Source organism: Streptomyces sp. Da 82-17 (assembly GCF_046098215.1).
Lineage (GTDB): Bacteria > Actinomycetota > Actinomycetes > Streptomycetales > Streptomycetaceae > Streptomyces.
Map to the genome: position 1 here is coordinate 38,793 of NZ_JBJURH010000009.1, position 14,764 is coordinate 53,556.

At 71.1% G+C, this 14,764-nt stretch carries 14 protein-coding genes; 8 read left to right on the top strand and 6 right to left on the bottom strand.

Annotation, left to right across the window (positions count from 1 at the left end):
* Window positions 1-2: 2 nt before the first annotated feature.
* Entirely contained in the window at window positions 3-425 is a 423-nt protein-coding gene (locus ACIDOF_RS17360; RefSeq protein WP_409006790.1) for a PPOX class F420-dependent oxidoreductase, read from the bottom strand.
* A gap of 258 nt (window positions 426-683) precedes the next feature.
* On the opposite strand from ACIDOF_RS17360, the gene ACIDOF_RS17365 reads away from it, so the two are divergent.
* Window positions 684-1,529 (top strand): polysaccharide deacetylase family protein, encoded by an 846-nt coding sequence (locus ACIDOF_RS17365; protein ID WP_409006791.1) that lies wholly within the window; start codon window positions 684-686, stop codon window positions 1,527-1,529.
* Between the two features lie 85 nt (window positions 1,530-1,614).
* Here ACIDOF_RS17365 and ACIDOF_RS17370 read toward each other — a convergent pair whose 3' ends face one another.
* Window positions 1,615-2,277 carry a class F sortase gene (locus ACIDOF_RS17370; RefSeq protein WP_409006792.1) on the bottom strand — a complete coding sequence of 221 codons (663 nt, stop codon included), beginning with the start codon at window positions 2,275-2,277 and terminating at the stop codon, window positions 1,615-1,617.
* Window positions 2,278-2,615: 338 nt separating this feature from the next.
* On the opposite strand from ACIDOF_RS17370, the gene ACIDOF_RS17375 reads away from it, so the two are divergent.
* Complete coding sequence (locus ACIDOF_RS17375; protein ID WP_409006793.1) at window positions 2,616-3,107, top strand: hypothetical protein; 492 nt, start codon at window positions 2,616-2,618, stop codon at window positions 3,105-3,107.
* A 259-nt stretch (window positions 3,108-3,366) separates the two neighbouring features.
* Here ACIDOF_RS17375 and ACIDOF_RS17380 read toward each other — a convergent pair whose 3' ends face one another.
* Together ACIDOF_RS17380 and ACIDOF_RS17385 are read right to left on the bottom strand one after the other, a co-directional pair.
* A complete protein-coding gene (locus tag ACIDOF_RS17380; protein WP_409006794.1) occupies window positions 3,367-3,921 on the bottom strand; it encodes a hypothetical protein in 555 nt (184 codons plus the stop codon).
* Window positions 3,922-4,113: 192 nt separating this feature from the next.
* Entirely contained in the window at window positions 4,114-4,347 is a 234-nt protein-coding gene (locus ACIDOF_RS17385; RefSeq protein WP_409006795.1) for a hypothetical protein, read from the bottom strand.
* A gap of 303 nt (window positions 4,348-4,650) precedes the next feature.
* On the opposite strand from ACIDOF_RS17385, the gene ACIDOF_RS17390 reads away from it, so the two are divergent.
* The 3 genes from ACIDOF_RS17390 to ACIDOF_RS17400 all read left to right on the top strand — a co-directional run bounded on the left by ACIDOF_RS17390 (window position 4,651) and on the right by ACIDOF_RS17400 (window position 8,862).
* Window positions 4,651-5,643: an SCO0930 family lipoprotein gene (locus ACIDOF_RS17390; protein ID WP_409006796.1), complete on the top strand. Its 993-nt coding sequence runs from the start codon at window positions 4,651-4,653 to the stop codon at window positions 5,641-5,643.
* A gap of 256 nt (window positions 5,644-5,899) precedes the next feature.
* Window positions 5,900-6,709 carry an SAM-dependent methyltransferase gene (locus ACIDOF_RS17395; protein ID WP_409006797.1) on the top strand — a complete coding sequence of 270 codons (810 nt, stop codon included), beginning with the start codon at window positions 5,900-5,902 and terminating at the stop codon, window positions 6,707-6,709.
* Complete coding sequence (locus tag ACIDOF_RS17400; RefSeq protein WP_409006798.1) at window positions 6,706-8,862, top strand: putative bifunctional diguanylate cyclase/phosphodiesterase; 2,157 nt, start codon at window positions 6,706-6,708, stop codon at window positions 8,860-8,862. The genes ACIDOF_RS17395 and ACIDOF_RS17400 overlap by 4 nt, the downstream gene beginning before the upstream one ends.
* Before the next feature lie 432 nt (window positions 8,863-9,294).
* Here ACIDOF_RS17400 and ACIDOF_RS17405 read toward each other — a convergent pair whose 3' ends face one another.
* Complete coding sequence (locus tag ACIDOF_RS17405; protein ID WP_409006799.1) at window positions 9,295-10,182, bottom strand: LysR family transcriptional regulator; 888 nt, start codon at window positions 10,180-10,182, stop codon at window positions 9,295-9,297.
* Window positions 10,183-10,278: 96 nt separating this feature from the next.
* Between ACIDOF_RS17405 and ACIDOF_RS17410 the strand changes: the two genes are divergently transcribed.
* Genes ACIDOF_RS17410 through ACIDOF_RS17420 form a run of 3 tightly spaced genes read left to right on the top strand, consistent with a single transcriptional unit; the run spans window position 10,279 to window position 13,700 of the window.
* Complete coding sequence (locus tag ACIDOF_RS17410; protein WP_409006800.1) at window positions 10,279-10,992, top strand: succinate dehydrogenase; 714 nt, start codon at window positions 10,279-10,281, stop codon at window positions 10,990-10,992.
* Window positions 10,993-12,951: a fumarate reductase/succinate dehydrogenase flavoprotein subunit gene (locus tag ACIDOF_RS17415; RefSeq protein WP_409006801.1), complete on the top strand. Its 1,959-nt coding sequence runs from the start codon at window positions 10,993-10,995 to the stop codon at window positions 12,949-12,951. It abuts the gene before it with no gap.
* Window positions 12,951-13,700, top strand: coding sequence for a succinate dehydrogenase/fumarate reductase iron-sulfur subunit (locus ACIDOF_RS17420; protein ID WP_409006802.1), 750 nt, complete (start codon window positions 12,951-12,953; stop codon window positions 13,698-13,700). The genes ACIDOF_RS17415 and ACIDOF_RS17420 overlap by 1 nt, the downstream gene beginning before the upstream one ends.
* 174 nt (window positions 13,701-13,874) lie before the next feature.
* Here ACIDOF_RS17420 and ACIDOF_RS17425 read toward each other — a convergent pair whose 3' ends face one another.
* Window positions 13,875-14,729 carry a helix-turn-helix domain-containing protein gene (locus ACIDOF_RS17425; protein WP_409006803.1) on the bottom strand — a complete coding sequence of 285 codons (855 nt, stop codon included), beginning with the start codon at window positions 14,727-14,729 and terminating at the stop codon, window positions 13,875-13,877.
* Window positions 14,730-14,764 lie beyond the last annotated feature (35 nt).

The following is a 14,764-nucleotide window of genomic DNA, read 5'->3' on the forward strand; positions in this document are numbered from 1 at the left end:
GGCTACTTCGCCGGACCGAACGGCTCCACGCCGACGATGCGCCGCACCCGCTCCAGCTCGACGACGACCGTGATCCGCTGCTCGTCGGGGAGCAGCCACTCGTAGGGCGTGCCCAGGTACTTGTGTGCGAGCCGGTCCATGTCGGCCTTGGCCTGCTCGCCCTCCACGAACCGGACGACGCGGCCGTGCAGCTGCACCCGGTCGAAGGGGTTGGCCGTGTCCGCGTTGGACAGGCAGATCCGCGGGTCGTTGCGGAGGTTGCGCTCCTTGACCCGCCCGATCGAGGTGTTGAACCAGAGGTGGTCGCCGTCCAGGTCCACCCACATCGGGCTCACGTGCGGCGAGCCGTCCGGATTGGTCGACGCCACGAACCAGATCCCGGTCCCGGCGATCCGCTCCCGAACATCCTGCGTGAGCTGGGCCATTGCTCTCCTCTTTCCCCGTGCTGGGTGGTGCTCGTCGTACGCGCGATCACGTTACGGGGCGAGGCGCGGCAGCCCGGAACGGGGGTCCCGGCGGGCGGTGAACTATGGGCTGTCGGGCAGCACTTGACCGTACGCCACCTCCTTCCCCCTAACCCCGCGGCGGCCTTCGCGCACCCCGGGCCGGTCCCATCAGGTGCTTTCCGGGTGGGGGCCGTGTTGATGGGCGGTGGGCGGGGGCGGGCGTGCGACGCATAAGTCATGAAAACGGATGAATCGCTTCCGGGGCGTCGTGTGCTGCTGCGCGGCGCCGCCCTGTTCGCCCTCGCGGCCACCGCCGGCTGTGCCGGCACCGAGCGGTCCGGCACCGCACCCCGCCCGTCCGCCTCGCCCGGCCCCGCCGCCGGCGCCCAGGCGGTCCGGCCCCAGAAGCCCTCCGCGTACCGGCTGCAGCCCATGACCGGCTACGGCCCGCAGCGTGCCGCCGTCGGTCGAACTCCCGTGCGCAGCAAGCCGATTCTGCGCATGGCCGACCGCGACCGTCGCATGGTCCTCACCTTCGACGACGGCCCCGACCCGCTCTACACCCCGGACATCCTGGACACCCTGCGCAAGCACGACGTCCGTGCGATGTTCTTCGTCTGCGGCGAGATGGCCGAGGCCAACCCCGACCTGCTGCGGCGGATGGTCGACGAGGGCCACACCATCGGCAACCACACCTTCACGCACCCCCAGTTGACCCTGATGCGGCGCACCGGCATCCGCGACGAGATCGAGCGCACCTCCGCCGCCGTGCTCGACGCGGTGGGCCGCCCGCCCCTCTGGTTCCGTGCGCCGTACGGGGCGTGGAACCGCTCGGCGTTCGAGATCGGCGCCGAGCTCGGCATGGAGCCCCTCGCCTGGACCGTCGACACCCTCGACTGGCGCGAACCCGGCTCCGGCACCATCGTCCGCCGCGTCCTCCAAGGCGCGGGCCCCGGCGTCGTGGTGCTCTCGCACGACGCGGGCGGCAACCGCTCCCAGACCGTGAAGGCCCTGCGGAACTATCTGCCGCAACTCCTCGACGACGGATACCGGATCGGGGTGCCGCAGCGCATGCTGATGTGAGACATCGAAGCCGGAGAAAACCGCCGGGCGGACTCGAATCACCCGAGTCCGCCCGGCGGTTGTTTCCGTTGCTCTCTCTGTTTGCTCAGATCGTCTTCACCATGCGGGCGAACGCCACGACGTTTCCGTCGTAGCCGTTCTCCTTCGTGAATCCGCCGCCGCAGGTGATGACGCGCAGTTCGGGGCTTCCGTTGTCGCCGTACACCTTGGTGCCGGGGAAGTTGTTCTTGTCGAACACTTCGATCCCGTACACCTCGAATACGGCGGTGCGGCCGTCCTTGCGCTGGATCTCGACGTGATTTCCCTTGGTGAGCGAACCCAGGCCGTAGAAGACCGCGGGGCCCGCGTTGTTGTCGACATGGCCGACGACCACGGACGTGCCCTTCTCGCCCGGCGACACGGCCCCGTTGAACCAGCCCGCCAGGTTGGGGTCCTCGGGCGGCGGCGCGTCCACCCAGCCCTCCGCGTCCAGGCCGACCGGCTGGATCGGGGCGTCCACCTGGATCGCCGGGATCCTGACCCGCTCGGCGAGGGAGAACGGCAGCGGCTCGGGCCCGTCGAGGCGGGTCTGGCCGTGCACACGACTGTCGGCCGCCGCGGCCGACGCCGGCTGCGGCGGCCCCACGGCGAATTCGCCGGATCCATTTCTCATCAGGGCGAGCCCGGTGAGCAGAACAAGCGCTATCACCCCCCACGGGGCGCGCTTCTTCTGCGGCTCCTCCTCGGCGGCGGACTGGGACGAAGGCATTCTCTATCCCCTCTCAACGCGACAGCCCTGCCGCGTCCGTTGCGCATGAGCAGAACGCTAAGCGCAGGACGGAAAAGGGGCGACAGCGGGAGGGCGAACGGGTGGCGGCCGAACGGTCCGTGCGCCATCCGAGTCTGTTGCCCCAGTAATTTTCTGACGGTCTGTGACCTGGGGGTACTCGGATTTGCGGGACGCCGCCCCGGCGTGTCGCCTCACCAGGACGGACCAGCCCCGAAATGCGGCCTTGCGCACGGCACCTGAGGGTCTTTCTGGGAGGGCGATCTCGCCAATTCCTGCCCGGGGACGGTTCCTCGGGGCGCTCTCCCGCGGAGGTTCTCATGCGTACTTCTCGTGCCCTGGCGGTCACTGTCGCCGCTGGTGCGTTCATCGGGCTCGCCGCACCGTCCGCGAGCGCCTGGGACGGAAGCGCCATCACCGTCTCACCGACCACCACCCACCGCGGCGGCTCGGTCTCGGTGATGGTCAACGCCCACGAGTGCCGCACCAACGGTCACGTCTCCTCGTCGGCCTTCCCGAACACCCCGCTCCGGTGGAACGGCGGCGTCGCCACCGCCAACGTGAAGATCAACCACAACGCCCACATCGGCTCCCACAACGTCACCGCCACCTGCGGCGGCAGCAGCGTGACCAAGGACGCCGCCCTCACCGTCATCCACGGCGGTGTCCGCGGCGGTCTCGGCGGCAGCAGCAGCACCGGCGCGACCCCGACCGACGTCGCCATCGGCGGTTCCCTCGTGGCCGCCGCGCTCGCCGGCGGCGGTGTCTTCTGGCTGCGCCGCCGCGGCGAGGCCAAGCACGGCCGCGCCTGATCCACCCCCGCGCCCACGGGCGCACCAGGCGGCACTTCGTCCCGGGACCGGTGCGGATCCCGGGGCGAAGTGCCGTTGTACGTGCGGGAGTTGAACCGAGCTCGGTACGCAGCGGAGTTGCGCCGAGCGCGGTACGTACGGGAGTTGCCCCGAACGAGGCGCGTACCGGAGCCGGGCCGAGCATGCTTCTCGGCTCGGGCCGCCGGGGTGCTCCGCGTACGGGAGTCGGGTGCGCATGGCCGGGTCCGTGCCCTGCGGCTCAGGCGCCGTCCTCGTCCGCGGTGCGCCTCGTCCAGTGGTACGCGGTGCCGAGCGCGCCCGCGATCAGGGCGGCGCCCAGGGCGAGTTCGCCGAAGTTCAGGTCGGCGAGCGTGCCGCCGATGCCGGCCTTCACGCCGCGGTGCATGTTGTGGTGCTGGCCCCCGGTGTGCTGACCGCCGGTGTGCTGGCCGCCGGTGTGCTGTCCTCCGCCGGTGGCGATGGTCAGGTCCGTGGTGCCCGTCTCGCCCTTGCACTCGAAGGTGACGGTGTACATGGCCCCCGGCTTGGCGTCCCAGTCGACGTGGGTGGTGGCCGAGCCCCGGTGCTTGGGGATCGTGACCTTGTCGAAGACGCCCGAAGTGACGTGCGCGTCCGCGTTGCAGCCGTCCACCTTCAGGGTGACCTGGCCTCCCGCGGCGACCGTCTTCGGGTTCACGCTGAACCCGAACGACGTGATGTTGTTGTCTCCGGCTGCCGCCGAGTGGCCGCAGGCGGTGAGGGTGAGGGCGCCCGCCGCGAGGACGGTCGCAGAGGCGAGGGATATCGCGCGCATGAGCATTCCTTAGGTTCCCCGAGGAGCGGGCGCGGACCTGTTCCGCTGCAGCCGTGATGCACCTCGATGCCCGAAACGCTAGGTATGCGCCCGGCGAGTCGCGATCCGTGTCGGGCGAATGGGGCACGGGCGTGGGCCACGCGGGGGAACACCGGCCGGGCGGGTTTGGGAACCGCCGCCGTACGTACCCGCTCAAGCCCCGCCGTCCGTCTCCGGCGGAGTCCAGACGTGCGGGCCCGGGCCGCGCCACTCCACCAGGTGCGGGTCGTCGAGCGCGGCGTCCGCCTCGTCGAGGCCCGCGGCGCGCAGGACTTCCAGGAGCTCGTGGTCGCTGCGTGCGTGGCCGATGTGGGAGCCGCGCACGCTGATGGGCCGTTCGCCCTCGGAGGTGAACGGATGCACGACGATCGGGGGTTGCCAGGGCATGTCCTCAGGGTGCGCCAGGCGCAGGGTGGGCGCAGCTCGGAACCGTCCGCGAGGCGCTATTCCCGGCTCGCTGGGTTCTGTCCCGAGATGTACGGGCGAGAATCGGCCATTCCGAGAAATGTGGGTGCGAAAGGCGGGGTGAAGCGTCCCGGAACGGCTTCCGCGTGGCCGTGAAGATCACCGTACGCGAAAAGAATCTTGCCGGGGGTTGAACGCGGACGGTCGGGGTTTCCGTATGCAGGGGCGTGTGCGAAGTGCCGCACGCGTAGCAACTGCCTCTACTAGTACGGGAGTTGACCACGAATGAAGAGCTGGCGGAGCGCGTCGGCCGCCGTGGCGGCCGCGGCGCTGTTGGCGCTGACGGCGGCGTGCGGCCAGGAGCGTGCGGGCGGGGACGCCGACGGGCAGTCCGTGGGCAACGCGGCCCCCGCGAAGGGGAGTTACGGCGACGGCTACGGGGCGGGCCTCGGCTCGGGCGGCGGCAGCGAGGCGGAACCGGCCGGGCAGCTCGCCGTGTGGAAGAGCAAGAAGCTCGGCCAAGTCCTCACCGACAGTGCCGGGTTCACGCTCTACCGCTTCGACAAGGACACCGCCGACCCGCCGAAGTCGAACTGCGCGGGGGAGTGCGCCGACGCCTGGCCCGCGGTCCCCGCCGACGGCGCGAAGGCCGCACCCGGCGTCGACCCGGCCCTGCTCGGCTCGGTCACCCGCGAGGGCGGCACCGAGCAACTGACCGTCGCGGGCCGGCCCCTGTACCGCTACGCCGCCGACCGCAAGCCCGGCGACGCGAAGGGGCAGGGCGTCGGCGGCACCTGGCACGCGGCGGCCCCCGACGGCACGAAGGCGACGGCCGCCGAACCCGAGGAGGGCAGTGCCGCGGAGGAGGCCGAGGGAGGCGCCGCAGAGGACGCCGCAGAAGGGGCGGGCGCGGACCTCCCCGCGATGTCCACCCGCCAGGACCCCGAGCTCGGCGAGATCGTCGTCGACAAGAACGGCATGACCGTCTACCGCTTCAAGAAGGACTCCGCCTGGCCCATGAAGTCCGCCTGCACCGGGGCGTGTCTGGACAACTGGCCCGTCGTGGAACCGGTCGACAAGAACGACACCGAGGGCGTCCTCAAGAAGGGCTTCACCGTCTTCGACCGGCCCGACGGAATCCGCCAGCAGACCATCGACTGCTGGCCGCTCTACACCTTCTCCGGCGACAAGAAGCCCGGCGACGTCAACGGGCAGGGCGTGGGCGGCACTTGGTACGTGGTCTCACCCGAGGGGAAGCTCGTCGGGGCGCCGAAGTAGCCCTCGGACCGCCTCGACGGCAGGCGTCCGGGCGCCCCGGCCGGCAGGCCCCCGCTCCGTGTTCGGCGGAGCGGGGGCCTCGTCGTCGCTCACGCCGTGTGCAACTGCAATCGGCCAAGTGCACGTGCAGCTGCAGATGCACTCACCGCAGGCTGTGACCGATAACGGATGAGCAATTTCCGGTTCTGCTCGACCCGTTGGCGAGCGATCAGTAGCCTCGGCTCGAACACCGGCTCGCCTACGCCTTGGAGACACGATGGATCGACCCGCCTGGGCCCCGCCGGGCATCGACATCTCGAAGCCCAGCGTGTCCCGTATGTACGACTTCTACCTGGGCGGATCGCACAATTTCGAGGTGGACCGCGAAGCGGCCCGCAAGGCCATGGAGTTCATGCCGGGACTTCCCAAGGTCATGCAGGCGAATCGGGCCTTCATGCGGCGAGCGGTGCGATTTGCGGCCGAATCGGGAATCACGCAGTTCCTCGATATCGGCTCCGGCATTCCCACGTTCGGAAACGTTCACGAAGTGGTGCAGGCGGCAAATCCCCGGGCAAAGGTCGTATACGTGGACCACGACCCGGTCGCGGTCGAGCACAGCAGGGCCGTGCTGGCCGGCAACGAAGGGGCGACGGTCGTCGCCGCCGATCTGCGCAACCCGCAGGAGATCCTCAACAGCCCCGAGGTCAAGGGCCTGTTGGACCTGGAGCAGCCGGTGGCCCTGCTCCTCGTCGCGATCCTGCACTTCGTCCAGGACGCGGACGAGCCGTACGCCGCGGTCGCCGAACTCCGCGACGCGCTCGCACCCGGCAGCCTCCTCGTCGTCACACACGCCTCGTACGAGGGGATGCCGGCGCCCGAGCAGGGCGCGGGCACGGTCGGTGTCTACGAAAAGACCCGCAATCCGCTGGTCATGCGCACGCGCGACGAGATCGCGCGCTTCTTCGAGGGGTACGAGATGGTCGAGCCAGGGCTCGTGCAGATGCCGCACTGGCGGCCCGAGACGCCCCCGGAGCAGGAGGACCCCATCACGTTCTCCGGGTACGCGGGCGTGGGGCGCACCGCGTGACCGAGAACAGCGCGGCTCCGGACGGCCCCGAGGGAAGACTGCGCAGATTCGCCACGATCTGGAGCCGTGCGGTCTTCCCCGCCACGGCCACGTCGCTCAGCCGCGCCGAGCTGGAGCAGCAACTCGTGCCGCTCGCCCGCCGGTTGCGGGACGCCCTGTCCGCGCGGGCCCTCGACGCCGCCGAGGGGCAGGCGGTCGGCGCGGCCCTCGTCGGCACGCACTGCACGGACCCGGAGGCGCTGAGCCGCACCCTCGACGTGATCGACGCGTACCTCGTCCTGTACTGCGCCGACGAGGACGACGAGCGCGGCAAGGACGAGCTGCGGTCGCGCTGTTCACGGCTCCAGCACGCCGTCGCCGCGGGCTTCGCGCAGGCCCTCAGGGAGCGCACCCTCGCCGAGCAGGAGGCCATCTCGCGGGCCGCGCTCGACGCCCGGCACGCGGTCGCCGAGGCCCTGCACGCGAGCGAGGCCCGCTTCCGCGCCGTGTTCGAGCGCGCCGCGATCGGCATCGGCATCGCCGACCTCGACGGCACCGTCCTCCAGGTCAACGACACCCTCACGCGAATGTTCGGCGGCGGCCTGGAACACCAGATCCGCGGCCGCAACATCAGCGACTGGACCCACCCCGACGACGCCCCGCAGGTCTGGCGGCTCTACGAGGAACTGGTCCGCGGCGAACGCGAGGAGTACCGCGTCGAGAAGCCGTACTACCGGCACGACGGCACCGTCCTGTGGACCAACCTCACCGTCTCCCTGCTCCGCGACGCCGAGGGCCGGCCGCAGTACCAGCTGGCGCTGATGGAGGACACCACCGAGCGGCGGCTCCTCAACCTCCGCCTGCGATACGAGGCGACGCACGACGCGCTCACCGGGCTGCCCAACCGCACGCTGTTCTTCGAACGCCTGGAGAAGGCGCTCGCCGCGGGCGACGGCAACCGCTTCGGCCTCTGCTACCTCGACCTCGACGGCTTCAAGGCCATCAACGACAGCCTCGGGCACGCCGCCGGCGACCGGCTGCTCGTCGAGGTCGCCGACCGGCTGCAGTCCTGCGCGACCGCGCCCGGCGAGATGGTGGCGCGGCTCGGCGGCGACGAGTTCGTGGCGCTCACCACCGGGCCCGACACCGAACGGGAGGTGGACGAGCTGGCCGGGCGCATCCTGTCGATGCTCGCCATTCCCGTACGGATCGAGGGCCGCGAGATCACCGTGCGCGGCTCCATCGGCATCGTCGAGGGCCCGGCCGGGGAACGCAGCCCCGCCGAGGTGCTGCGCAGCGCCGACATCACCATGTACCGGGCCAAGTCCGCGGGCGGCAACCGCTTCGAGCTCGCCGACCCGGAGGTCGACGCCCGTACGATCACCCGGCACGGCCTGACCACCGCCCTCCCGGCGGCCCTCGCGCGCGGCGAGTTCTTCATCGAGTACCAGCCGCTCGTGCACCTCGCGGACGGGTCGGTCAGCGGGGCCGAGGCGCTGGTGCGGTGGACGCATCCGCAGCACGGGGTGCTCGGCCCGGACCGGTTCATCCCGCTCGCCGAGCACACCGGGCTCATCGTGCCGCTCGGCCGGTGGGTCCTGGAGGAGGCCGTACGGCAGGCCCGCGACTGGAAGCAGCGGCACGCGGACGCCGGGCCGCTGCGGATCAACGTCAACCTGTCGCCCGTCCAGCTGCACCATCCGCACCTGGTGTCCGACACCGTCGAGATCCTGGAGCGGGTCGGGCTCGAACCCGAGGCGCTGTGCCTGGAGGTCACCGAGTCCGCGCTGATCGGCGCCGACGACGACCTGCTGAAACCGCTGCGGCGGCTCGCCGAGATGGGCGTCGACATCGCGCTCGACGACTTCGGTACGGGGTACTCGAACCTGGCGAATCTGCGGCGGCTGCCGGTGAGCGTGCTGAAGCTGGACCGGTCCTTCACGCAGGGCATGCAGCGGTATCCGGTCGATCCCGTGGACCTGAAGATCGTCGAGGGAGTCGTCTCCCTCGCCCACAGCCTCGACCTGGCGGTCACCGTGGAAGGCGTGGAGACGGGGGCGCAGGCGGAGCAGCTGCGGGAGCTGGGCTGCGATACGGCCCAGGGCTGGTACTACGCCCGGCCCGGGCCGCCGGATCGGTTGCATGCGCTGGCGATGGTCGACGCGACGGGGTAACGGTGCAGGAGGGGCGAAGCCCCCTGCCACCCCCGCACCTTCCGGCGCGCCCCCTCATCCCTCACCTCGCTGTGGGCAGTCGCTCCGAAGGGCGGGGTGCCTCCCTGCTGCGCCTCGTCCCTTCCTCCCGCCCCGCTGCGGGCAGGTGCACCGCGAGGCGGGGCCCTCCCTTCCCGGTGCCTCCCTGCTGCGCCTCGTCTCTCCCCCCCCCGCCCCGCTGTGGGCAGCTGGTCCGCCAGGGGCGGAACGGGTGGGCACAGCCCCACGTGCCGGGTGCGAATCGGTCGGGCATTCGGGTGCACGCCGGTGGGGGTTCGCCGCGCAGTTCCCCGCGCCCCTGTCGGGGCACCGTCTGCCGGGTGTTGTTGCGCTGCCGACCGCGCGTGCGTCGTGGCTGGTCGCGCAGTTCCCCGCGCCCCTGGAGGCGCGCCCCTAGCGGGGCTCGACCAGCATTCGTTGCAGCTCTCGGGCCGCCCTCGGCGGAGCCACGTCGCTTCTGTGGGCCAGGGCGATCGTGCGGTGCAGGCCGGGGCGGGTCAGAGGGGTGACCCGTAGACCCCGCCCCGCCCGCGTAGCGACCATCCGCGGCACCACCGCAACCCCCAGCCCCGCCCGCACGAACCCGAGCACCGCGTCCATCTCCCCGCCCTCCACCGCGAAGTCCGGCTCGAACCCCTCTGCCCGGCACGCGGCGACCGTGAGTTCCCGCAGGTCGTAGCCGTGCCGGAACATCACGAGCCGCTCCCGCTGCAGGTCCGCGATCCGCACCGACCGCCCCCGCGCCCCCGGCGCCTTCGCCTCCGGTGAGGAGACCACCACCAGGTCCTCGCGCAGCAGCTCCACCGTCGTCAGTGCGGGGGAGGGGCTGGGCAGCGGCAGCACCACGAGCGCCAGGTCGAGCGCGCCGCGGGCGAGTTCGCGTACGAGATCGTGGGAGCCGCCCTCCTCGATCAGCAGCCGGATGCCGGGGTAGCGGTCGTGGAACTGGCGCAGCACGTCCGGAAGGAGCCCCGTGCACAGCGACGGCGTCGCGCCGAGCCGGACCCGGCCGCGCTCCAGACGGCCCAGCTCCTGCACCTCCTGCCTGGCCGTGTCCGCGTCCGCGAGGATCCGCCGGGCCAGCGGAAGGAGCGTCTCCCCGGCGTCCGTGAGCGCGATGTTGCCGCGTGCCCGGCTGAACAGTTCCGCGCCCAACTCCCGTTCCAGGGCCCGGATCTGCTGCGACAGCGAGGGCTGCGCCACGTGCACCTGCTCGGCGGCGCGGGTGAAGTGCCGGGTCTCGGCCACCGCGACGAAGTATTGGAGCTGCTGCAACTGCATGAGGTCCAGCGTAGACGCACGATAGGAAACAGCTATGGAAATGAGCCGGACCAGATCTTGGACCTCTGGGACCTTCGGCCTTTAGCGTCTTGAGTCATGGCTCTGGCAACGCGGGCAACGCGGACGGACCGACGGCCGTCGAAGACACCCGGCTTCTGGGACTCGACCGTCGGCAAGAAGACGGTGATGGCCGTGAGCGGCCTCGTCATGCTCCTGTACCTGGTCGTCCACATGCTGGGCAACCTCAAGATCTTCTTCGGGACGGACGAGTTCAACGGCTACGCGCACTGGCTGCGCACCGTAGGCGAGCCCTTCATGCACTACGAGTGGACGCTGTGGCTCGTCCGCGTCGTCCTCGTCGTCGCGGTCGTGGCGCACGCCGTGTCCGCGTACCAGCTGAGCCGGCGGGACATCAGGGCGCGGCCCACGAAGTACGTGCACAAGCGGAAGCGCGCGAGCTACGCCACCCGGACCATGCGCTGGGGCGGCATCATCCTCGGCCTGTTCATCGTCTGGCACCTGCTCGACCTGACCACCCTCACCGTCAACGAGCACGCGGTGCACGGCGAGGCCTACCAGAACGTCGTCGCGACCTTCTCCACCTGGTACGGCAACGTCATCTACATCGTCGCCATGGTCGCCCTCGGCTTCCACGTCCGGCACGGGTTCTGGAGCGCCGCCCAGACCCTCGGCGTCGGCAGCGCCGCCCGCGACCGCGCCCTGAAGACCGCCGCGAACGGGCTCGCGCTGCTCCTGACCGTGGGCTTCGTCTCCGTACCCGTCGCCGTCATGACCGGAGTGGTGAGCTGAATGAGCACCCCGAATTCCTACGCCGACTACACCACCGGCGAGCCGGTCGTCGACGCCAAGGCGCCCGCCGGGCCGATCGCGGAGCGCTGGGACACCCGCCGCTTCGAGGCGAAGCTGGTCAACCCCGCCAACCGGCGCAAGCACACCGTGATCGTCGTCGGCACCGGCCTCGCGGGCGGCTCCGCGGGCGCGACCCTCGCCGAACAGGGCTACCACGTCGTCCAGTTCTGCTACCAGGACTCCCCGCGCCGCGCCCACTCCATCGCCGCGCAGGGCGGCATCAACGCCGCGAAGAACTACCGCAACGACGGCGACTCGATCCACCGCCTCTTCTACGACACCGTGAAGGGCGGCGACTTCCGCGCCCGCGAGTCCAACGTGCACCGGCTCGCGCAGATCTCCGTCGAGATCATCGACCAGTGCGTCGCCCAGGGCGTGCCGTTCGCCCGCGAGTACGGCGGCCTCCTCGACACCCGCTCCTTCGGCGGCGTCCAGGTCTCCCGTACGTTCTACGCCCGCGGCCAGACCGGCCAGCAGCTGCTCCTCGGCGCGTACCAGGCGCTGTCCCGGCAGATCGCCGCCGGCAACGTGGAGCTGCATCCGCGTACGGAGATGCTGGACGTCATCGTGATCGACGGGCGGGCCCGCGGCATCGTCGCCCGGGACCTGGTCACCGGGAAGATCTCCACGTACTTCGCTGACGCGGTGGTCCTCGCGAGCGGCGGCTACGGCAACGTCTTCTATCTGTCGACCAACGCCATGAACAGCAACGCCACGGCCGTGTGGCGGGCGCACCGGCGCGGCGCGTACTTCGCCAACCCCTGCTTCACGCAGATCCACCCCACGTGCATCCCGCGCACCGGCGACCACCAGTCGAAGCTGACACTGATGAGCGAGTCGCTGCGCAACGACGGCCGTATCTGGGTGCCCAAGGCCAAGGGCGACGACCGGCCGCCGAACAAGATCCCCGAGGACGAGCGCGACTACTACCTGGAGCGCATCTACCCGTCCTTCGGCAACCTCGTCCCCCGCGACATCGCGTCCCGCGCCGCGAAGAACGTGTGCGACGAGGGCAGGGGAGTGGGCCCCGGCGGCCAGGGCGTCTACCTGGACTTCGCGGACGCCATCGCGCGGATGGGCCGCAAGGCGGTCGAGGCGAAGTACGGCAACCTCTTCGACATGTACGCCCGGATCACCGACGAGGACCCGTACACCGTCCCGATGCGGATCTACCCGGCCGTGCACTACACGATGGGCGGCCTGTGGGTCGACTACGACCTGCAGACCACCGTGCCCGGCCTGTTCGCGATCGGCGAGGCCAACTTCTCCGACCACGGCGCGAACCGACTGGGGGCCAGCGCGTTGATGCAGGGCCTGGCCGACGGATACTTCGTCCTCCCCTCCACCATCAACGACTACCTCGCGCGCAACCCGCACAAGGACGAGGTGGACGCCCGACACCCCGTCGTACGCGAGGTGTTGACGGAGACCGAGGACCGGCTCGCCCGCCTCCTCGCGGTCGACGGCGACCGCACCCCGGACTCCTTCCACCGTGAACTCGGCGAGGTCATGTGGGAGTTCTGCGGCATGGCCCGCACCGAGGAGGGCCTGCGCAAGGCGCTCGACCGCATCCCGCAGATCCGCGACGAATTCTGGCGCCGCATCAAGGTCCCCGGCACCGGCGAGGAGTTCAACCAGTCCCTGGAGAAGGCCAACCGCATCGTCGACTACCTGGAGCTCGCCGAGCTCATGTGCCTCGACGCCCTGCACCGCGCCGAGTCCTGCGGCGGCCACTTCCGCGAGGAGTCCCAGACCCCGGACGGCGAGGCCGAACGCCGCGACGAGGAGTTCTCGTACGCCGCCGCCTGGGAGTTCACGGGCACGGGCACGGCCCCGACTCTGCACAAGGAAGACCTGGTCTTCGAGTACGTCCACCCCACGCAACGGAGCTACGCCTGATGAAGCTGACCCTGCGCGTCTGGCGGCAGCGCAACGCCGATGCCGACGGCGCCATGTCCACGTACGAGGTCGACGGCATCTCGCAGGACATGTCGTTCCTCGAAATGCTCGACACGCTCAACGAGGACCTCATCCTGCGCGGTGAGGACCCCGTCGCCTTCGACCACGACTGCCGCGAAGGCATCTGCGGCGCCTGCTCGTTGGTGATCAACGGCGACGCCCACGGGCCCGAGCGCACCACCACCTGCCAGCTCCACATGCGGTCCTTCCGGGACGGCGACACGATCGACATCGAGCCGTGGCGGGCCGCGGCGTTCCCGGTCGTCAAGGACCTGGTCGTGGACCGCTCCGCCTTCGACCGCATCATCCAGGCCGGCGGCTACGTCTCCGCGCCCACCGGCTCCGCCCCCGAGGCGCACGCCACCCCGGTGCCGAAGCCGGACGCCGACTACGCCTTCGAGCACGCCGAGTGCATCGGCTGCGGCGCGTGCGTCGCGGCCTGCCCGAACGGCTCGGCGATGCTGTTCACGTCGGCCAAGGTCAACCATCTGAACGTCCTCCCGCAGGGCGCTCCCGAGCGCGAGACCCGTGTCCTGGACATGGTCGGCCAGATGGACGAGGAAGGCTTCGGCGGCTGCACCCTCACCGGTGAGTGCGCGACGGCCTGCCCGAAGGGCATTCCGCTGCCTTCGATCACGGCGATGAACAGGGAGTGGCTCCGAGCCAACAGGAAGGCCTCGCGGGGCTAGCCCCCCGCCCCGGGGCTGCGCCCCGACCCCGGCTGCGTCGTTCGTCTGCGGCGCCGTCGTGGCTGGTCGCGCAGTTCCCCGCGCCCCTAGAAGCAACACCCTTCCGGCGCCGGGGAAAATTCAGCACCTCCGGCGTCTTGGGAGCGGGGTCCGGGGCGAAACCCGGAGGGAAGGTCAGTCGCCCACCGCCCGCAACCCGCCCGGGCGCAACCCCTGCAAGCGGTCCAGCGCCCGGCCCGCCGTCGCGTCCGCCGGGAGGTGGATCAGGACGTGTTGGCCGTCCGCCTCCGGGAGGGACAGGGTCTCGTAGGCGAGGCGGAGTTCGCCGACCTGTGGGTGGACGAAGCGGGTGACGCCCGTGGGGGAGGGGAGCCGGGACGGGGCCGCGAGGCGGTCGGTGAACGCTGCGCCCGCCGTGATCGTCAACTCCTTGACCAGCTCGGCGACATACGGGTCCCGACGGCTCAAGTCGTAGTGCAGCAGGGCCACTTGCTCGTCCGCGACATGATCCCAGTCCGGGTACGCGTCCCGGGCCCGCGGGTCCGTGAAGACGTACCGCAGGAGGCTCGGCGGGTCCTCGTCGAGCGCGCCGACCGGGCCCATGAGGCGCGCGTACGCCTCCGTGTACGCGACGGCCTCGCCGAGGAGGTTCCGTACGACCGCCGGGGTCGGCTCCAGGCGGTCGAGGAGCGCGCGCACCGTGGGCCGGACCTCGCGGGCCGGCATCGGCGCCGCCCCGCACATGAAGTGCCCCTCCTCGGCCTTCAGCAGGTGGCGCAGCTGCGCACGGGACTCCAGGGGCAGCTGCAGCGCGTCGCAGAGCGCGGCGAGGACCTGCGCGGACGGGTGCCGGTCGCGGCCCTGCTCCAGGCGGGCCAGGTACTCGACGCTGATCCCGGCCAGCATCGCCAGCTCCGAGCGGCGCAGGCCGGGCGTGCGGCGGCGGGGCCCCGCGGGCAGGCCCACGTCCGCGGGCGTCACGGACTCGCGGAGGCCGCGCAGATACGCTCCCAGTTCGTTCTCGCTCACCTGTCGATCGTACGGTCGCGCCCCGCGCGAAGGGT